The sequence below is a fragment of the Mesorhizobium sp. CNPSo 4670 genome (genome assembly GCF_057784235.1).
In genome coordinates this window covers 70,405-87,257 of sequence record NZ_JBWJFQ010000007.1, presented here as the reverse complement: position 1 = coordinate 87,257, position 16,853 = coordinate 70,405, and the positions used below count along the sequence as shown (strand labels likewise).

The window sequence follows — 16,853 nt, the reverse complement described above, 5'->3', positions numbered from 1 at the left end:
GGTCTTCATCCTGTTTTAGAATTACCCCCGCCAGGGCGTCAGCCGCGGCAGCCAGCCGGGCACGGCGCGCCGATAGGCCTCGTATTGCACGCCGTAGCGGCGGGCCAATGTCGGCTCCTCGTAGAGCCGGACGAACGATACCATGGCGACCGCGCCGATGGTCGCGTAGGCGGCAAGCGTCCAGCTCGAGAACAGCAGCGCCTGGCCGAGGATGATCGACAGCACCGCGACATACATCGGGTTGCGGACATGGCGGTAGATGCCGCCGATCACCAGTCTCTCTGTCGGCGCAACCGGAGCGGGCGTGCCCAACCCCTCGAGCGCAAAGCGGCCGAAGGCATGCAGCAGTGCAGCGATCGCGGCGACAATTAGGAGCCCGCCGACAGGCACAAAGCCCGGCAGGCTCGACCATGGCAATCTCCAATGATCGGTCAGCAGCCAGGGCACCAGCCCGGCAACCACGCCGGGTGCGGCGATGAAGAACGCCGCGCTGCCGGCGATCGCCGAAAACGTCCGCATTGGGTGCTTCCTCCTTGATTGCCTGATAAATGAACGGCTACTGCCTGCTTCCACATCATTGCGCGGTTTTGGCATTTGGGCACAGAAATCGATCGCGATTGGCGATTCTGTAGTGTGAATCGCAGCGCCTGGCGCTCCGTTTCGCTGATTTTGCTGGTCCTATTGGTCTCGGATATGGGTTAGACCACAGCCTGCGTCTTTTTGCATGCGTGTGTTGCAAAATAGATGCTTGTTTCTTGGGCATGATGAGCACATATATAGATCATCTCCTGGGCGCGTTCTCCTCCCATTAGCGCCCTAGAGTGTTCCCCTCTGGAGGTTAGCCTTAACAGGCACTTCCAATCAAACTCAGCCGGATCTTCGTTGATCCGGCTTTTTTGTTGCCTGGGCCCTGCGGGAGCAACTCAAAAATTCATCAGAATTGCCACGTAACAGTGACATGTAACCTCAGGTAACATGACATGGACGCCCGACACGTGCTATCCAGACCATAGGACGCGGTGTGGTCGTGCGGGAGATGGGGGCATCACTCGAACGGCCCGGGCTCAGGCGGCTACCGCGTCCGAACCTTTTCCGCCGCCGAAGCTCGGCGGCGCCAGATGCGGCGGACCTTCCGTTTTACTCCCGGGAAACGGTTCGCGAATAAAACGACGTCCGGTCCCCGCCGGGCGTCGTTTTCATTTTGCCCCCCTCGAACCGAGGTTCGAGGGGGAAGATGGAATCAGGCAGCCTTGCCGTTGGCGTTCATCGCTTCGTCGGCGAGACGCCCGGTGAGTTCGGCCATGTGGTCGAAGACGGCGCGGTAGCTGGCGACGCCAGCGGTCGCCGAGCGCAACTCGATGATCAGGTCGCCGATCTCGGCCTGAGGCATGGTTGCCTCGACAACATCCCATCCCGGCCAGTCAGGCCGCGCATCATAGCCGAGGATCTGGCCGCGCCGCTGCGGGATGAGCGCGATGATCTTCGAGGTCGCGTCGGAGGGCGTGACGATCTCGACCTTCATCACCGGTTCCAGAAGCACCGGCGAGCAGGCGGCCATGCCTTCCTTCATCGCCAGTCTGGCCGCCATCTGGAAGGCCATGTCGGAGGAATCAACCGCGTGGTAGGAACCGTCCGACAGGTTGACGGCTACATCGACGACGGGAAAGCCGAGCGGGCCCGACTTCAGATAGTCGCGCACGCCTGTCTCGACCGACTGGATATAGGTCTTCGGCACGACGCCGCCGGTGATGGTGTCTGTGAACTGGAAGCCGGAGCCGCGCGGCAGCGGCTTGATCTCGATCACCACGTCGCCGAACTGGCCATGGCCGCCAGACTGTTTCTTGTGACGGCCGCGCTGCTGCGCCGATTTTCGGATCGTCTCGCGATAGGGCACCGCCGGCGCATGACCTTCGACCGGGATCTGGTTCTTGCCTTCCAGCCGCTCGCGCACGACCCGCAGATGCATCTCGCCATGGCCCGACAGCACGGTCTCGGCTGAGTCCTGGTTGTGACGCAGACTGAGCGAGGGGTCTTCCTCCGCCAGCCGCTGGATGGCGGCCGACATCTTCACTTCGTCCTTGCGCTCCTTGGGGCGCAGCGCGAAAGCGAAGACCGGCTGCGGCGGCTCGAACTCAAGCAGCGGCTTGATGCCGCCCTTGGCCGAACTCAGCGTCTGGCCGGTCTTGACCTCATCCAGCTTGCCCAGCGCCACCGTGTCGCCGGCCTTGGCGATGGTGAGCTTGAACTGATCCTTGCCGAGCATTCGGTAGATGCCGGAAACCTTCGCCGTGTTGCCGCCAGGCAGCCAGAGTTCGGAGCCGTCGACGACCTGGCCGGACAGGATGCGCGACACCGACAGCTTGCCGCCATGCGGCGTGTGGATGGTCTTCATAACCTGAGCCACGGTGGCCGCGCCGTCGGGTGCGCCGAGCCGCTTGCGGGTCGCCTCGATGTCGGGCGCGTCGTGGCGGATCGCCTTCAAGAGGCGCAGCACGCCGTTGCCTTTCTCGGCGGCGCCGATCAGCACCGGCGTCACCGCGCCATCGCGCAGATCGGCGGCGAGGTCGTCGAAGATGGCGTCCTTGGGCGGCTCGATCTCCTCGAGCAGTTGTTCCATCAGTTGGTCGTCATGATCGGCCAGCGTCTCCAGCATGGAGAAGCGCGCCTCCAGTTCGCGTGCCTTGTCATCGCCAGGTATCTCGGCCACTTCGCTTTCGGCATATTCGCGATAGATGTAGGCGCGTTCCAGCGCCAGATCGATCGAGCCGATGACGACGCCATCCTTGCGCAGTGGAATCTGGCGCAACAGCAGCGGCACGGCGCTGGCCGGCTGCAGCATCTTCAGCGTGTCACGCACGCCGGCGATTGCCTTGTCGACCTTGTTGAGGAACAGGATGCGCGGCACGCCGAGATCGTCGAGCCTGCGCATGATCAGCTGCAGGGCAGGGATCTTCTTTTCGTCGGCCTCGGCAACGACCACGGCGAGGTCGCAGGCGGCCAGCACCGGCTCGGCCTCGAAGGAGAATTCGATGGAGCCGGGACAATCGACGAAAGTAAGCTGCTCGCCCATGAATTCGGTGGTGGCGAAGGTCGCCTCGACGCTCATCGCGTGGGCCCGCGCCTCTGGCGAATGATCTGAAACGGTGTTGCCCGATGAGACGGGGTTTTGTCGGGGGATTGAGCCCGTGCGGGCCAATATGGCTTCGAGAAGTGTCGTCTTACCGCTGGCGAAGGGACCGATTATGGCAATGCATTTCGGTCCCGTGCGTCGTCCTCCGGCGCGAGTACCCATGACTGACCTCCACTCAGGCGTTTCCCGTAGGACCGACTGGCATGCATGGTTCAGGCTTGGTCAATCGGTCCTGAGCGGCGGCCGGCCTGTTCGACCGTCGCGGGCGGGGTTCTTTTGGTTTGGCCACCTGCCCAAAGCCATCGTCCCACTTGTTTGCCGGCAGGGCAAGAAAAATAGAAATTCTTCGGCCGTCGCCTCAGGCGCTCAGCGCCAGCGGCTCGGCATGGACGGCGCGCAACGAACCAAGCTTGTCGCGCGGCGCCGGCCGGCCGAAGAAATAGCCCTGGAAACGATTGCAGCCGGCGGCCTTGGCCAGGGCGAATTCCTCCTGCGTCTCGACGCCCTCGGCGACGATGGTGACATCCTGGATGCGTGCGATCTGGGCGAGCGCCGAAACGAAAATCTGCGCCACCTGGTCATGGGCGAGGCTGCGGATGTAGGAGCGGTCGATCTTGATGCTGTCGATGGGCAAGGTCTTCAGATAGTTGAAGCCGCAATGGCCGGTGCCGAAGTCGTCGAGCGCGATGTGGAAGCCGAGGCCGCGCAACGCTTCGAGGCGTCGCAGGATTTCGGGCGTGGCGGCGGTCGCCACCGTCTCGGTGATCTCGATGACGAATTGCGCGGCGGAACGGCCGGTTTCCTTCAGCACGCGATCGCACATGGTGACGATCTCGTCACGCTTCAGCTGTTCGCCGGAGACGTTGATCGAGATGCGGCGTCCGGGGAAATGGCTGATATCGGCGCAGGCCCGCTTGAACACCCACTCGCCGAGCATTTCGATCAGGGTCGAGCGTTCGGCGATCGGAATGAACTCGGCCGGCGAGATCAGACCACGAACCGGATGGCGCCAGCGGATCAGCCCTTCGAAGCCACAGGTGGAACTGTCCGGATTGACGATCGGCTGGTAGTACAGCTCGAGTTCGCCGAGATAGACCGCGGCGCGCAACTCCCGCTCGACCAGGCGACGATAGCGCTTGTCGGACAGCATCTCCTCGTCGAACACAGTGACGCGGCCACGGCCCGCCGCCTTGCTTTCATAGAGCGCCAGGTCGGCGACCAGCATCAGTTCCGTCGTGTTCGAGGCATGTGCCGGCGCCAGCGCCACGCCGACGGAAATGGACAGCGGGATGGTCTTGCCCTCATGCGATTTCCCGGCCCGCATGGCATCCAGCACGCGCCTGACTTTCTTGTTGATGATGGCGAGATCGTTGTGCGGGACGATGACGCCGAATTCGTCGCCGCCGAGCCGTCCGACCATGCCACCGGCAAAGACGCGCTCGGCCGTCTTGACCAGATGCGCCAGAGCGAGGTCGCCGAACTGATGTCCGAACGTGTCGTTGAGCTGCTTGAAGTGATCGACGTCGATCAACAGCAAGGTCGCATCGCGCCGGTCGCGCATGCTGCCGAGACTGTCGTGCAGCGCTTCGAGGAAATAGCGGCGGGTCATCGCCCCGGTCATCGCGTCCCTGGTCAGGAAATGATGCTTTTCCGCCTCTGCGGCGGCGGCCGACCGCAAGCGATGGACGACGCTGCTGCGCATATACATCAGGGCCAGCAGGGCCAGGCTGGTGGCGAGGATCGAGACCGCGAAGGCGTTGCTGGAGGGCAGGTCTCGCGACAGGTCGACCGCGCCAAGCACCGCAGCGCCGATGCTGATCAGAAGCAGCAACTGGATGCCGCGGTAGGTCCGGCCGCTGTGATCCTTGATCGTCGCCAATATGCTCATCTCATCGCCCCTTGAAATGCGGGCTCAGGGCCAGTGCGCAGCTGTTAAGAAGACATTGAATTCGCCATCTTTCCGTGCCCCGACACGGTGCGGGAGCGTTCATGGTTAAGGAGAAAAAACGGTCTTGCGGCGGTGCGCGAAACGGCCGGTTGCGCCTGGGATGATATCGGCCGAGAATGCATTTTTCGTCACATGTCGGGCGGCGTCTGTCGCCGGCCGCTTCACCAGTTCCAGGACCACCCCGATGAAGATCATTGCTTGCGGCAGCGTGCCGACCATCATAGCGCCGGAAAAGTATTTCACCGGCCGCGTGTTGCAGACGCCGATCATCGAGAAGGAGGCGCCGGCGCGGCTGCGGGCCACGCTGGTCAGCTTCGAGCCGGGCGCTCGCACCCACTGGCACACGCACCCGCTCGGCCAGACGCTCTATGTCACCTCAGGCGCCGGCCTTGCCCAGACATGGGGCGAGCCGGTCCAGGAGATCAGGGCCGGCGACGTCATCTCGTTCGCGCCTGGCGAAAAGCACTGGCATGGCGCGGCGTCGAAATCGGCGATGACGCATATCGCCATGCAGGAGGCGTTGGACGGTGTCCACGCCGACTGGCTGGAAGAGGTGACGTCAGTCCAATATGGCGGCTGAGTGTCGAGCCTGTGAGGAGGCGTGGTTGCGAACAAAAAACCCGGCGGTGAAGCCGGGTTTTCAATTTCAAGACTGGCCTGATCAGGTCAGCGATGCCGTGAAGCGCTGGATGCGCGTGCAGGCTTCCTCAAGCAGCGTCTCCGAAGTGGCGTAGGAGATGCGGAAGTTGGGGCCGAGGCCGAAGGCCGAGCCGAACACCACAGCGACGCCCTCGGCCTCGAGCAGCTCCGAGCAGAAGGTTTCGTCGGTGTCGATCAGCCTGCCGGCTTTGGTCTTCTTGCCTATCAGCTGGGCGCAGGACGGATAGACGTAGAAGGCGCCTTCCGGCGACGGGCAGGTTATGCCGCGCGCCTGGTTGAGCATCGACACGACGAGATCGCGCCGGCCCTGGAAGATCGCCTTGTTCCTGGCGATGAAGTCCTGCGGGCCGTTGAGCGCCTCGACCGATGCCCATTGCGCGATGGTGCAGGCGCCCGAGGTCTGCTGGCCCTGGATCATGTCCATCGCCTTGATCAGCGCCACCGGACCGGCGGCATAGCCGATGCGCCAGCCGGTCATGGCATAGGCTTTCGACACGCCGTTCATGGTCAGCGTGCGCTCGTAGAGCTTCGGCTCGACTTCGGCGATGGTCTTGAAGACGAAGTCGCCATAGGTCAGGTGCTCGTACATGTCGTCGGTCAGAGTCCAGACATGCGGATGCTTCAACAGCACGTCGGCCAGCGCGCGCAGTTCAGCCTCGGTATAGGCGGCACCCGACGGGTTCGACGGCGAGTTCATCAGCAGCCATTTGGTGCGCGGCGTGATTGCCTTTTCCAGCACAGCGGCGGTCAGCTTGAAGCCGTTGTCGATCGAGGTGTCGGCAAACACGGAGGTGCCGCCGCAGATCGCCACCATCTCGGGATAGCTGACCCAGTAGGGGCGCGGTATGATGACCTCGTCGCCGGGGTTCAGTGTCGCCATGAAGGCGTTGAACAGGATCTGCTTGCCACCGGTGCCGACAATGGTCTGCTCGGGCTTGTAGTCGAGATTGTTCTCGCGCTTGAACTTCTTCGCAATCGCCTCGCGCAGCGGCACGATCCCCGACACCGGCGGATACTTGGTTTCGCCGCGGCGGATCGCCTCGATCGCCGCATTCTTGATGTTGTCGGGCGTATCGAAATCCGGCTCGCCGGCGCCGAGGCCGATAATATCACGCCCGGCATTTTTCAGCTCGCGCGCTTTCTGCGTCACCGCAATGGTCGCGGAAGGCTTTACGCGGGAAAGGGCGTCGGCGAGAAAGGCCATGACCGGATATCTCCAAACAAGGTCGGCGCAGGCCAGGAGCGGCCGCGGCGCTTCTCATGTCGCATGATTTCGCGCAGTGCAAGCATTGTCGGCTGATCCAGGCCTCAAGGACCCGTGATCGGCAACGATAAATTCATTAACGGGCGGTAGAGGCTTGCGTGACAGGATCACAGTTTGACCGCCAGTTTGCGGAGCGAGGAACCGTGTCGCGCAGCATCGGGCTTGCCCACATCATCCGTCAGGACGACGGCACCTCCACAGGTGTCTGGGGCATCTACACGCTGCAAAGCGCCTTCCAGCCGATCTTCGCCTTCAACGAGGGCAAGCTGTCGGTGGCGGCGTTCGAAGGGCTGATCCGGCCGTTCCGCGACGGCGAGCCGCAATCGCCGATGAGCTTTTTCAGCACCTGTCCGGCCGCCGACCGCCTGCATGTCGAGGCGCTGACCAGGACGCTTCATCTTCTGAACGCGGGCGCCTGCTTGCCGGAGGAGGCCTCGATCTTCGTCAATTTCGACCCGTCGGTGTTCACCGAGCGCACCATTGCCGACAATGCCTTGCGCGAAATGCGGCTGGTGCTGCATGAGGCCGGCATCGATCCGCGCCGTGTGGTCTGCGAGGTGACCGAGCAGCGCTCGGCGTCGCAGGAGACCCTGCACAGCTTCGTCGCCGCGCTGCGGGCCAACGGCTTTCGCATCGCCGTCGACGACTATGGCGCCGATGATTCCGACATCAACCGCGTCAAGGAGCTGAAGCCCGACATCGTCAAGTTCGACGCCTTCTGGATCACGCAGCTGATGGAGTCCGGCGCCGGCTTCGCGCTGTTGACCACCATGGTGAAAAGTTTCGAGCAGCAAGGCATCCGCACGGTGTTCGAGGGCATCGAGGAGGGCTGGCAACTGGAACTCGCCGAGAAATCGGGAGCGTCGATGGTGCAGGGTTTCGTGCTGGCGCGGCCGGAACTGGCGCCGACAAGCTTTCGTGTCTTCGGCAAATCCACGCAGCAGGCCGCCGCCGCGGCCGTTGAAGCCGCGCCTGTCCAACCGGCCTCACCGCATGCGACACGGCCGGCGAAGGCCTTCGGGCGCAGGGTGACGCCATGAGGCGCGAGCGGCGGCGCGATGTTGGCAACGCGATCCAGGTCGACGAAGTCGGTATCGAATACGGCATCCATGGCGAGTTCCGGCTGCGCAGCGCCTATCAGCCGATTTTCGCGCCGCGCGGCCGCTTCCTTCACGCTGTCGCGGTCGAAGCCCTGATCGAGCCGCACCGTGCCGGCCGCCCCGGCGCGCCGAAGGTGTTTTTCGAAAGCATCGCCGCTTCCGACCGGCTGTTTGTCGAGACCATGTGCCGGGTGCTTCATCTTAGGAATTTTCATAACATCGGCGTCGATGGGCTCGATCTGTTCTTCAACTACAATCCGCTGATCAACGACCATCCCGGGCGGGCGCTGGCCGAGATCCGGCTGATGACCAGGTATCTCGGCGATTTCGGCCTCGCGCCGGGGATGCTGGTCTGCGAAATCACCGAACAGGCGGCCGACGACGCACTTCTCATCCGACTGGTGCGCGAAATGCGGCGCGACGGCATCCGCATCGCCATCGACGATTTCGGCACCGGCCACTCGACGGAGGAGCGGGTCAGCCTGCTCCACCCCGACATCGTCAAGATCGACGGCACCTGGTTCGCCGAGTTCTGCCGCCATGCCGCCGCCGAACGGTTCTTCCGCCCTCTGGTTTCGACCTTGCACGACCGCGGCGCCAAGGTGCTGGTCGAAGGCATCGAGCAGCCCACCCATCTGCGCGTCGCGCTCGAAGGCGGCGCCGACCTGCTGCAGGGGTTTCTTCTCGCCCGCCCGGCGTTGGCTGGCACGATCTTCAACGAAGAGCCGCTCGCCATCGACACGCTGCTTGGCAGGGATAGCAAGGTTGTGCCGCTGTTCGGCTAGGGCGTGCTTGTGGTTGGCGAAATCCGTGGCGAGAGCATCCTTCTCCCCGTCACTATGCGGGGAGAAGATGGCGGCAGCCAGATGAGGGGCAGCGCCAACTTTTCGCGTTAGACGGCTCAGCTGCGAAGAGGGAAATCCTGATGCGCCGTGCTGCCCCTCATCGCCCTGCCGGGCACTTCTCCCCGTAAACGGGGAGAAGGACGCTTTCATCAGCGGCGCTGATGGTCGTGCCAAAACAAATCATTGGTTGAGGACGCGGCCGCTGCGATAATCGCGTCGGCAGAGGCAGCGCACCGGGGGCACCGCAATGATACTCTACGGCATGATCGACAGCGGCAATTGCTACAAGCCGCGCCTGCTGATGGCCAAGCTTGGCCTCGCCTTCACCAATGTCGAGGTGAGTTCACATACGGGTGAGACGCGAAAAGCGGACTATGTCGCCAAGAACCCGAACGCCATGGTGCCGCTGCTCGAACTCGACGACGGCCGGCGGCTGGCCGAATCCAACGCCATCCTGCTCTATCTCGCCGAGGGCACGCGCTTCCTGCCGGCGGACAGATATCAACGGGGACTGGCCTATCAATGGCTGTTCTTCGAGCAATACAGCCACGAGCCCTATATCGCGGTGCGCAAGGCGCTGCTGACTTTTCCAGAACGCGCCCGGGATGCGACGCCGGAGCGGCTGGCAGTGACGCTGGAGCGAGGCAACAAGGCGCTCGGCGTGATGAACAAACATCTGGAAACCAATGCGTTCTTCGCTGGCGGTGCCTACAGCGTCGCCGACATCGCGCTCTATGCCTATACGCATACGGCAGAGCAGGGCGGCTTCCAGCTTGATGCCTATCCAGCGGTGGCAGACTGGCTTGGCCGGGTGGAAGCGGATCCCGGACATGTGCCGATCGACTGGGTGGGGTGAGCAACGTCGGCGATTGGCGAAAGCGGCAGCACAGCGTCCCTCTCTCCGTTTTACGGCAGGGCAATCGCATATGGCGGCGCCAGCCCCCCACTCCGGCCGCTGCGCGGCCACCTCTCCCCCATGTCCATGGGGGAGAGGAAACCCAAGCCTTTCAAGGCTGCGACCCCGGCGGTTGGCATTTCCTCTCCCCACGAATGTGGGGGAGAGGTGGCTCGGCGAAGCCGAGACGGAGTGGGGGAGCGCCATATGCGATAGCCCTGCCGTTTACGGGGAGCCAGATGATGGGCGGCGCCAGACTTCGTTGTGTTTGGGGCTGCGGTCGTTACTCTTGAGGAGGCGTTAGCACAGCCCCTGCCGGGCGTTCGTCATTCGAAAAGCCAAGCAATTGGCTTTTCGTCCGCTGCGCGGACCACTCCTCAGCTCCCCGTGGGAGAAGGACGCTGAACCCCAGACAAACAAAAAGGCGGGATAAATCCCGCCTTCCCATTTTCGGTAGCCTGATCGGGAGCGTCCGGTCCGGTCTGGCAGCTATCTGCTGATCCAGTCTGTCGGGTCTTTCCGCTCCGGCGCGCTTCTCGCGCGACTGTCAGTACATCCGTGACTTGCCGCGCGCCCCGGGCTGTCGCCCGGCGCGCGCCATTCGCAAAATCAGGCTGCCTTGCTCAGAGATCCAGCGGACGACTTGCCAGTGCGGCGGTCCTGCTCGATCTCGAAGTTGATCTTCTGGCCTTCGACCAGGGTCGACAGTCCAGCGCGCTCGACAGCGGAGATGTGGACGAATACGTCCGCGCCGCCCGCGTCAGGCTGGATGAAGCCGAAGCCCTTGGTGGCGTTGAACCACTTGACCGTTCCAGTTGCCATTTAGATAGTCCTTCACATTTGCTTTAGATTGACCGGACCGAAGTCCAGCCGGTGTGCATCGAGATTTTGGAGATAGACGTCAGCAAACGCGATTATCGCGAGGCCCGGATCGATCGGCCGAAATATCAATGGAACGCATATAGGCTGCTTTCGCACGAAAAACAAGACTGCGTGAGAAGGCCGTGATCAGGATGCCGCCCAATGGCCGCCCCAATCGCGTGAGAGCGTCGCAACAGGATCAGGCCCCGGCGTTGTTCAATCCGGGAGGAGCTTGGGGGAGAAGACCATGAAAACCATTCTGCTTGCCGCCTGCCTGACGCTGGTGGCCGCCCAGGCGCAGGCGATCTCGCGCTATGACCCGACGCGTATGAGCTGCGGGCGTGTGCAGTCGACGATCGCGCGCCACGGCGCGGTCATCCTGCGTTACCAGTCGACGCGGGTGCCGGGCCTGCAGCTCTATGACCGCTATGTGCAGAGCGAGCAGTTCTGCACCATGGGCGAGGTGAGGACGCGCGCCTACGTGCCGAGCGCCGACACAAAGTCCTGCCCGGTCTACAACTGCAAGCGGCCGGATAACGAACATTTCCGTCACCGCTTCCTGCGGCGCCACTAGACTCCGGGGTACTCAGAACCCGAAGGAAACCTGCGCTGGTGGCGGCGGGCCGACGCGCACGCCTTCCATGGCCAGCATCTTCTCCTTGGTGTTCGAGCCGCCGGGTGCCGAGAAGCCGCCGATCTTGCCGCCGGCGGCAAGGATGCGGTGGCAGGGAATGACCAGCGGCACCGGATTGGCGCCTAGGGCAGCACCGGTTTCGCGCGGCAGACCGCCATGGCCGGCGCGTTTGGCCAGTTCGCCATAGGTCGTGGTTTCGCCATAGCCGAGCTTTCGCGCCGCGTCGTAGATGGCAAGGCGGAAGTCGTCTATCCCGTCGAGATCGACCGGTACGCCGGTGAAGTCGACATCCTCGCCGGCGGCATAGGCCTTGATCGAGGCGATCAGGTCGACGACCCATGGCGGCTGGGTGGTGGAGGCGGAAACGCCGACATGGCGCATCAGCCGCCGCTCCACCGCCTCGCGGCTGCGTTCGGGCAGGCAGAGCCGGATCAGGCCCTTTTCGCTCCAGGCGATGCCCATGAAGCCGATCACTGTTTCTAACACTGCGTGGCCGGCTGTGATCGAAGGTGTCGTTTCCATGATGCGTTCCTTTCCGCAAAGTGGCCAAATCCGGGATTCCTCCCGGTACATATCCAGAACAATATGGCATCCCGACCGGAGTCTCGCCACCCGAAAACCACCTGATGGCCCCGATTGCCGGTCGTGAATCGCTGGTGTAAGGAATTTCTTAATAACCCGACAAATCGGACCCGAGCGCGGCTTGCCAGCAAAACACACTCTTATCGCGATCGGCGTGATCCTGGCTGCCGCCGGCATCAGCGGTTGCACGTCGACCTCGCAGATGAAATCCGCGCCTGCTCTGACCGAAACCGCGACTGCCGCCGCTGATGCCGGCTTCACCATACCGTTGCCGGACACCGTTTCGGTGCTTCCGCAATCATCGGGAATCGCGCCGGTTCAGACGGCTGAATTGACGTCCGGCCCGGCCACGCCGGCACCCGATGCCGCCGTCCAGCCGGCTGCCGCGACCGCCGCCTTCGCCGGATCGACCCCGGCAGCGCCGGCAGTCCCCGCCATCATGACCGCCAATGCCTGGCAAGCGCCGCCGCCGGCGACCGCAGGTGAGACCGTCAAGACGGCCGAGACCTATACGACCGCCGGGCTCGTCATGCCCGCGACCGCCAAGGGCGATCGGAAAGTCGTGCCAGGCGTCCAGCAGGTCGCCTATATGGTGCCGCAGAATCCGGCGGCCCTCGTCCAATTCCCGATGGCACCCGCGGAGGAAGAGCACGCGCCGGGCGTGCGCGGTGACGTCGAGCGGCTGATCGAGAAATACGCCGCCCTCTACCAGGTGCCGGTGGACCTGGTGCGCCATGTCGTCAACCGCGAGAGCACCTTCAACCCTAAAGCCTACAACAATGGCCATTGGGGGCTGATGCAGATCAAGCACGCGACGGCGCGCGGCATGGGCTATGACGGACCGGCCAAGGGTCTGTTCGACGCCGAGACCAATTTGAAATACGCGGTCAAATATCTGCGTGGCGCCTGGCTGGTGTCCGGCGGTAACGCCAAGCGGGCCGACTGGCTCTACCAGACCGGCTATTATTTCGACGCCAAGCGCAAGGGCCTGCTCGAGGCGACCGGGCTTGGTCGCGACCGCCAGCGCAGCCGCCTGCAGCCCGACGCCTGAGTGCGATGCCTGAACCGCGCCCGCCGGCCCTGAACGATATCCGGCTGCGCAAGATCCTCGACGAGACGTTGGTTCCCGCGCACTGGCCGGAGGGCTTTGTCATGCGCTGCTTCGAGCCCGGTGACGCAGCGCCCCTGCATGCGCTCTTGACCGAAGTGTTCGACGACGGTGCCGATGGCCCGTTCGACGAGTGGTGGCCACGCATATCGGAGGATCCCGAATTCGACCCGGCGCTGTGTTTCCTGGTGATCGATGCCAAGGGCCGGCTGGCGGCGGCCGCCCTGTGCTGGAAATCGGCCTTCGTCAAGGACCTCGCCGTCCATCCCGAGGCGCGCGGCAAGGGCATTGCCGAAGCGCTGATGTGGCACGCCTTCGCCACCTTTCGCGCACGCGGCGCTGATCATGTCGACCTGAAGACGAACACCGAAGAGAACGCCGCCGCAGTGCGGCTCTACGATCGGCTCGGCATGTTCGAGGTGGATTGGTACAGCTGAGCAGGGCGCTTAGATGTCCGGCGCGTTGCCGATCTTCCGCTTGAGGTCCAACGCCCAGGCGCGGCCCTCGTCGCCGCCCCACAGCAGCCAGGCGATGTAGCCGGCCGACGGGTTTTGCTCGTTGCCGTAGTTCCTGCCGCGCTTGTCGACCTCGTGGCGGGCGAAATAGCTGACCATGCGGCGGATGGTGGAGGGCGCGAGCTTTTCCCTGTTCTTCAGTTCGGTGGCGCGGGCCACGCCGATCTCAGTGCCGCCACGGCCGAATTCGCCGCGCAGCCGCAGCCCCTTGGCTGCATTGTCGGCCACCACTTGCGGGCAGCGCAGGTCGATCTCGTCGCCATCGTCATGGTGCATTTTATCCCCCCAGATCCGCCGGCTTATCCTGTGGTGAGAATGCTGGAAAGTCAGGGAGGTTCCGCTGCGAGAAAGTCGTTTCGGCCATTCGCAGAAATGTCGGAGCCGATCGCCGCCAAACGTCCTTGGGTCGCAGAGCAACCGCGCCGGGACGCCGGCGCCGCGACCGAAGGAGCCGATCATGATCACCTTTCCCAACGAATCCGCCAAATACCGCACCGCCCGCGAAAAACTGCTGCAAAAGGAAATCGGGCTGCGCCGCGCCATGGAAGAGGTTGCGGTTGCGCGGCGCGCGCTGCCGCCCGGCGGGCTGGTGCCTCAGGATTATGTGTTCGACGCGCTGGGACCGGACGGCAAGCCCGCGAAGGCAAAGCTGTCGGAGCTGTTTGCGCCTGATAAGGATTCCCTCATCCTCTACAACATGATGTTTCCCCGCCACCCGCGGGAGACGCGCGACGTGGCGACCAGCGGCGGCACGGCGAAGCTGGCGCGGCCGGACCAGCCATGCCCGTCCTGCACGGCGCTGCTCGACCAATTCGACGGCGCGGTCGGCCATCTCGAAGCCGCTGGCTTCAACTTCGCCGTGGTGGCGAAAACCGCGCTCGAAAACCTGGTCACGCTCGGCCGCGACCGCGGCTGGCGCAACATGCGGCTGGTGTCGTCGGCCAACAACGGCTTCAAGCGCGACTACAATGCGGAGGCGGCCGACGGCGCACAGTCGCCGCTGCTGTCGGTGTTCCATCGCGACGCCGACGGCATCCGCCATTTCTGGAGTTCCGAACTGGATTTCGCGCCAACGGACCCAGGCGAGGATCCGCGTGGCGTCGGCACCTGCGAGCCGCTGTGGAACCTGATGGATTTCACACCCGAGGGCCGGCCGAACTGGAACGAGCAGCTGCAATATGGCGAGGCGTGTTGTCACTAGGAGGGCTTGCCTTCTAGGCGTCGAGTTGGAGCACGCCTTATCCAAAGATCAGCGCTCTACGGCGCCCCCCTCTGTCCTGCCGGACATCTCCCCCACAAGGAGGGAGATTGGCAGCTGTGACGCCGGCTCTTTTTTTCAACGAAAATTGGCGAAATCAGGCGCGACATCCGATCTCCCCCCTCCTGGGGGAGATGTCCGGCAGGACAGAGGGGGGCGCCGTAGAGCGCCACGGCAGGCGTTCATCGCTCCACAAACCCGAGGAGAGCATTCCATGCCAAAGATCGACCTGTCAGCCGTGCCCGTCCGCAAAGGCTCCGGCTACCCCGCGCCTTTCGATCAACCCTGTGCCGACCGCACGCGGCGGCGGCTGGGCGATGCCGGCGGGCTCACCGATTTCGGCGTCAATCTGATGACCTTGCCGCCCGGCGGCTGGTCCAGCCAGCGCCACTGGCACAGCCATGAGGATGAGTTCGTCACCGTGCTGGAAGGCGAACTGACGCTGGTCGAGGACGGCGGCGAGACGCTGCTCAAGGCAGGCGATTGCGCGACCTTTGCCAAAAACAGCGGCAACGGCCATCATCTGATCAACCGTTCCACCGCGACGGCGCTCTATCTGGAGGTCGGCTCGCGCAACCCGGAGGATGTCATCACATGCTCCGACATCGACATGATGAGCCCCAGCTCCGACGGACGTTTTTTGCACAGGGATGGCACGCCGTATCCAGGGCAGGGGTAGCTCTGGACCATGCATCCGCGCTGGCGTTCTCCGGGCGGCGGGATAAGCTCCCGGCAACCCAGGGAGGATTGCCGTGAAGAAAGAAATCGTCGAAGTGCCGGTGCTGTCGGCAGCCGTGCGTGCCTTGGGCTTGCCGCTGTCGCTGGTGACCAAAGCCGCCGGGCTGGTCTTCGTGTCCGGCACGCCGCCGCTCGACATCTTGACCGGCAGGCTGGTCAAGGGCGACATCGAAGCGCAGACCGAAGCATCGCTGAAGGCGCTGAAGCATTGCCTGGAAGCGGCTGGCACCTCGCTGGACAATGTGGTGATGGTGCGCATCTACGCCGTCAATTCCGGCTTCTACAACGCCATCAACCGCGTCTATGCCAGGCATTTTCCCGAGAATCCGCCGTCGCGGACCTTCGTGCCGGTGGCGTCGTGGCCGATGGAGTTCGATATCGAAATCGAGTGTGTGGCGGTGGCCTGAGCTGAGCGGCTCTGGACCATGGTTCGGCGCTGGCGTTCCGCCGGCGCCGGGATAAGCTCCCTGCAAACAAAGAGAGAATTGCATGAAAAAAGAAATCATCGAAGTGCCTGTCATGTCGGCCAAGGTGCAGGCGCTCGGCCTTCCCTGTTCGACAGCTGTGAAGGCGAACGGCTTCGTGTTCATCTCGGCGACGCCGCCGGTGGACATGGTGACTGGCGAGATGGTGCGCGGCGACATCGAAACGCAGACCGAGGCGTCGCTGAAGGCGCTGAAACATTGCCTGGAGGCGGCCGGCACTTCGCTGGAAAACGTGGTGATGGTGCGCATCTACGCCGTCAATTCCGGCTTCTACAACGTCATCAACCGGGTTTATGCCAAGTATTTCAGCGTCAACCCGCCGGCGCGCAGCTTCGTGCCGGTGGCGTCATGGCCGATGGAGTTTGATATCGAGATCGAGTGTGTGGCTGTGGCGTGAGGTATCGAGCTTTCCCTGATCGATCTGACGCTGCCGGCGACTGCGCTACCTTCGCCAAGAACAGCGGCCAACGCATGATCAACCGCTCGTCAGTCACGGCGCGTTACTCGGCGTGAGCGACCCGGACGATATCATCACTTGCTGCGATATTAGCAAGATCAGCCTGTGTTCTGATGGGCGCGCTTACTGCACAAGGATGGGAGGCCGATTGCGGGGCAGGAGTGAGGTGCCAATCCTGGCGAACTTGGACGACCGCCCGACGATCAAATTCGCCAATGCTCCGGATGCACGAGGCCACATGATGCATTATCTGTGGCCAGCAAGAATGCTTGAACGATGAGAGCGGGACTAGGCCCTAAGACATTTATACCGTAGACAAGCACCGGATGACATCGAAGGCATGACAGAATGCGCCTTCGTGTTAGGGGCCTTA

Annotated in this window: 18 protein-coding genes; 11 read left to right on the top strand and 7 right to left on the bottom strand. The window is 63.4% G+C overall.

Annotated features, from left to right (window positions below; translation table 11 throughout):
• Positions 1 to 21 precede the first annotated feature (21 nt).
• The 3 genes from AC0ZT5_RS14195 to AC0ZT5_RS14185 form a co-directional block, all read right to left on the bottom strand.
• Positions 22 to 519, bottom strand: a complete 498-nt coding sequence (locus tag AC0ZT5_RS14195) for a methyltransferase family protein (RefSeq protein WP_488496944.1) — start codon at positions 517 to 519, stop codon at positions 22 to 24.
• A 721-nt stretch (positions 520 to 1,240) separates the two neighbouring features.
• Entirely contained in the window at positions 1,241 to 3,292 is a 2,052-nt protein-coding gene (locus AC0ZT5_RS14190; protein WP_488496943.1) for an elongation factor G, read from the bottom strand.
• A gap of 196 nt (positions 3,293 to 3,488) precedes the next feature.
• Complete coding sequence (locus AC0ZT5_RS14185) at positions 3,489 to 5,018, bottom strand: putative bifunctional diguanylate cyclase/phosphodiesterase (protein ID WP_488496942.1); 1,530 nt, start codon at positions 5,016 to 5,018, stop codon at positions 3,489 to 3,491.
• A gap of 244 nt (positions 5,019 to 5,262) precedes the next feature.
• Between AC0ZT5_RS14185 and AC0ZT5_RS14180 the strand changes: the two genes are divergently transcribed.
• Entirely contained in the window at positions 5,263 to 5,658 is a 396-nt protein-coding gene (locus AC0ZT5_RS14180; RefSeq protein ID WP_488496941.1) for a (R)-mandelonitrile lyase, read from the top strand.
• 81 nt (positions 5,659 to 5,739) lie between these two features.
• Here AC0ZT5_RS14180 and AC0ZT5_RS14175 read toward each other — a convergent pair whose 3' ends face one another.
• Entirely contained in the window at positions 5,740 to 6,942 is a 1,203-nt protein-coding gene (locus AC0ZT5_RS14175; RefSeq protein ID WP_477282446.1) for a pyridoxal phosphate-dependent aminotransferase, read from the bottom strand.
• 203 nt (positions 6,943 to 7,145) lie between these two features.
• Here AC0ZT5_RS14175 and AC0ZT5_RS14170 point away from each other — a divergent pair, with 203 nt between their 5' ends.
• From AC0ZT5_RS14170 to AC0ZT5_RS14160, 3 genes are all read left to right on the top strand, one after another.
• Positions 7,146 to 8,042, top strand: coding sequence for an EAL domain-containing protein (locus AC0ZT5_RS14170; protein ID WP_488496940.1), 897 nt, complete (start codon positions 7,146 to 7,148; stop codon positions 8,040 to 8,042).
• Positions 8,039 to 8,887 (top strand): EAL domain-containing protein, encoded by an 849-nt coding sequence (locus AC0ZT5_RS14165; RefSeq protein WP_488496939.1) that lies wholly within the window; start codon positions 8,039 to 8,041, stop codon positions 8,885 to 8,887. Before AC0ZT5_RS14170 ends, AC0ZT5_RS14165 begins: the two co-directional genes overlap by 4 nt.
• A gap of 307 nt (positions 8,888 to 9,194) precedes the next feature.
• Positions 9,195 to 9,803: a glutathione S-transferase family protein gene (locus tag AC0ZT5_RS14160; protein WP_488496938.1), complete on the top strand. Its 609-nt coding sequence runs from the start codon at positions 9,195 to 9,197 to the stop codon at positions 9,801 to 9,803.
• Between the two features lie 648 nt (positions 9,804 to 10,451).
• Here AC0ZT5_RS14160 and AC0ZT5_RS14155 read toward each other — a convergent pair.
• Positions 10,452 to 10,664 (bottom strand): cold-shock protein, encoded by a 213-nt coding sequence (locus AC0ZT5_RS14155; RefSeq protein ID WP_010910991.1) that lies wholly within the window; start codon positions 10,662 to 10,664, stop codon positions 10,452 to 10,454.
• Between the two features lie 286 nt (positions 10,665 to 10,950).
• Between AC0ZT5_RS14155 and AC0ZT5_RS14150 the strand changes: the two genes are divergently transcribed.
• Positions 10,951 to 11,277 (top strand): hypothetical protein, encoded by a 327-nt coding sequence (locus tag AC0ZT5_RS14150; protein ID WP_488496937.1) that lies wholly within the window; start codon positions 10,951 to 10,953, stop codon positions 11,275 to 11,277.
• Positions 11,278 to 11,289: 12 nt separating this feature from the next.
• On the opposite strand, the gene AC0ZT5_RS14145 is transcribed toward AC0ZT5_RS14150, so the two are convergent.
• Entirely contained in the window at positions 11,290 to 11,859 is a 570-nt protein-coding gene (locus AC0ZT5_RS14145) for a methylated-DNA--[protein]-cysteine S-methyltransferase (RefSeq protein ID WP_488496936.1), read from the bottom strand.
• A 181-nt stretch (positions 11,860 to 12,040) separates the two neighbouring features.
• On the opposite strand from AC0ZT5_RS14145, the gene AC0ZT5_RS14140 reads away from it, so the two are divergent.
• Together AC0ZT5_RS14140 and AC0ZT5_RS14135 are read left to right on the top strand one after the other, a co-directional pair.
• Complete coding sequence (locus tag AC0ZT5_RS14140) at positions 12,041 to 12,970, top strand: transglycosylase SLT domain-containing protein (protein WP_488496935.1); 930 nt, start codon at positions 12,041 to 12,043, stop codon at positions 12,968 to 12,970.
• Between the two features lie 5 nt (positions 12,971 to 12,975).
• Complete coding sequence (locus AC0ZT5_RS14135) at positions 12,976 to 13,464, top strand: GNAT family N-acetyltransferase (protein ID WP_488496934.1); 489 nt, start codon at positions 12,976 to 12,978, stop codon at positions 13,462 to 13,464.
• Positions 13,465 to 13,473: 9 nt separating this feature from the next.
• Here the strand turns inward: AC0ZT5_RS14135 and AC0ZT5_RS14130 are convergent, their stop codons facing one another.
• The gene (locus AC0ZT5_RS14130) at positions 13,474 to 13,818 is read right to left on the bottom strand and encodes a hypothetical protein (protein ID WP_488496933.1); all 345 of its coding nucleotides are present in this window, start codon (positions 13,816 to 13,818) and stop codon (positions 13,474 to 13,476) included.
• Between the two features lie 181 nt (positions 13,819 to 13,999).
• Here AC0ZT5_RS14130 and AC0ZT5_RS14125 point away from each other — a divergent pair, with 181 nt between their 5' ends.
• The 4 genes from AC0ZT5_RS14125 (at position 14,000) to AC0ZT5_RS14110 (ending at position 16,420) form a co-directional block, all read left to right on the top strand.
• Positions 14,000 to 14,743, top strand: coding sequence for a DUF899 family protein (locus tag AC0ZT5_RS14125; protein WP_488496932.1), 744 nt, complete (start codon positions 14,000 to 14,002; stop codon positions 14,741 to 14,743).
• Positions 14,744 to 15,014: 271 nt separating this feature from the next.
• The gene (locus AC0ZT5_RS14120) at positions 15,015 to 15,479 is read left to right on the top strand and encodes a cupin domain-containing protein (protein ID WP_488496931.1); all 465 of its coding nucleotides are present in this window, start codon (positions 15,015 to 15,017) and stop codon (positions 15,477 to 15,479) included.
• Positions 15,480 to 15,552: 73 nt separating this feature from the next.
• Positions 15,553 to 15,945 carry a RidA family protein gene (locus AC0ZT5_RS14115; RefSeq protein ID WP_488496930.1) on the top strand — a complete coding sequence of 131 codons (393 nt, stop codon included), beginning with the start codon at positions 15,553 to 15,555 and terminating at the stop codon, positions 15,943 to 15,945.
• 82 nt (positions 15,946 to 16,027) lie between these two features.
• Positions 16,028 to 16,420: a RidA family protein gene (locus tag AC0ZT5_RS14110; protein ID WP_488496929.1), complete on the top strand. Its 393-nt coding sequence runs from the start codon at positions 16,028 to 16,030 to the stop codon at positions 16,418 to 16,420.
• Positions 16,421 to 16,853 lie beyond the last annotated feature (433 nt).

Bases quoted from the DNA above. Each gene is read 5' to 3' on its own strand.
- AC0ZT5_RS14195 (WP_488496944.1), bottom strand. From the start codon at position 519: ATGCGGACGTTTTCGGCGATCGCCGGCAGCGCGGCGTTCTTCATCGCC.
- AC0ZT5_RS14190 (WP_488496943.1), bottom strand. From the start codon at position 3,292: ATGGGTACTCGCGCCGGAGGACGACGCACGGGACCGAAATGCATTGCC.
- AC0ZT5_RS14185 (WP_488496942.1), bottom strand. From the start codon at position 5,018: ATGAGCATATTGGCGACGATCAAGGATCACAGCGGCCGGACCTACCGC.
- AC0ZT5_RS14180 (WP_488496941.1), top strand. From the start codon at position 5,263: ATGAAGATCATTGCTTGCGGCAGCGTGCCGACCATCATAGCGCCGGAA.
- AC0ZT5_RS14175 (WP_477282446.1), bottom strand. From the start codon at position 6,942: ATGGCCTTTCTCGCCGACGCCCTTTCCCGCGTAAAGCCTTCCGCGACC.
- AC0ZT5_RS14165 (WP_488496939.1), top strand. From the start codon at position 8,039: ATGAGGCGCGAGCGGCGGCGCGATGTTGGCAACGCGATCCAGGTCGAC.
- AC0ZT5_RS14160 (WP_488496938.1), top strand. From the start codon at position 9,195: ATGATACTCTACGGCATGATCGACAGCGGCAATTGCTACAAGCCGCGC.
- AC0ZT5_RS14155 (WP_010910991.1), bottom strand. From the start codon at position 10,664: ATGGCAACTGGAACGGTCAAGTGGTTCAACGCCACCAAGGGCTTCGGC.
- AC0ZT5_RS14150 (WP_488496937.1), top strand. From the start codon at position 10,951: ATGAAAACCATTCTGCTTGCCGCCTGCCTGACGCTGGTGGCCGCCCAG.
- AC0ZT5_RS14145 (WP_488496936.1), bottom strand. From the start codon at position 11,859: ATGGAAACGACACCTTCGATCACAGCCGGCCACGCAGTGTTAGAAACA.
- AC0ZT5_RS14135 (WP_488496934.1), top strand. From the start codon at position 12,976: ATGCCTGAACCGCGCCCGCCGGCCCTGAACGATATCCGGCTGCGCAAG.
- AC0ZT5_RS14130 (WP_488496933.1), bottom strand. From the start codon at position 13,818: ATGCACCATGACGATGGCGACGAGATCGACCTGCGCTGCCCGCAAGTG.
- AC0ZT5_RS14125 (WP_488496932.1), top strand. From the start codon at position 14,000: ATGATCACCTTTCCCAACGAATCCGCCAAATACCGCACCGCCCGCGAA.
- AC0ZT5_RS14120 (WP_488496931.1), top strand. From the start codon at position 15,015: ATGCCAAAGATCGACCTGTCAGCCGTGCCCGTCCGCAAAGGCTCCGGC.
- AC0ZT5_RS14110 (WP_488496929.1), top strand. From the start codon at position 16,028: ATGAAAAAAGAAATCATCGAAGTGCCTGTCATGTCGGCCAAGGTGCAG.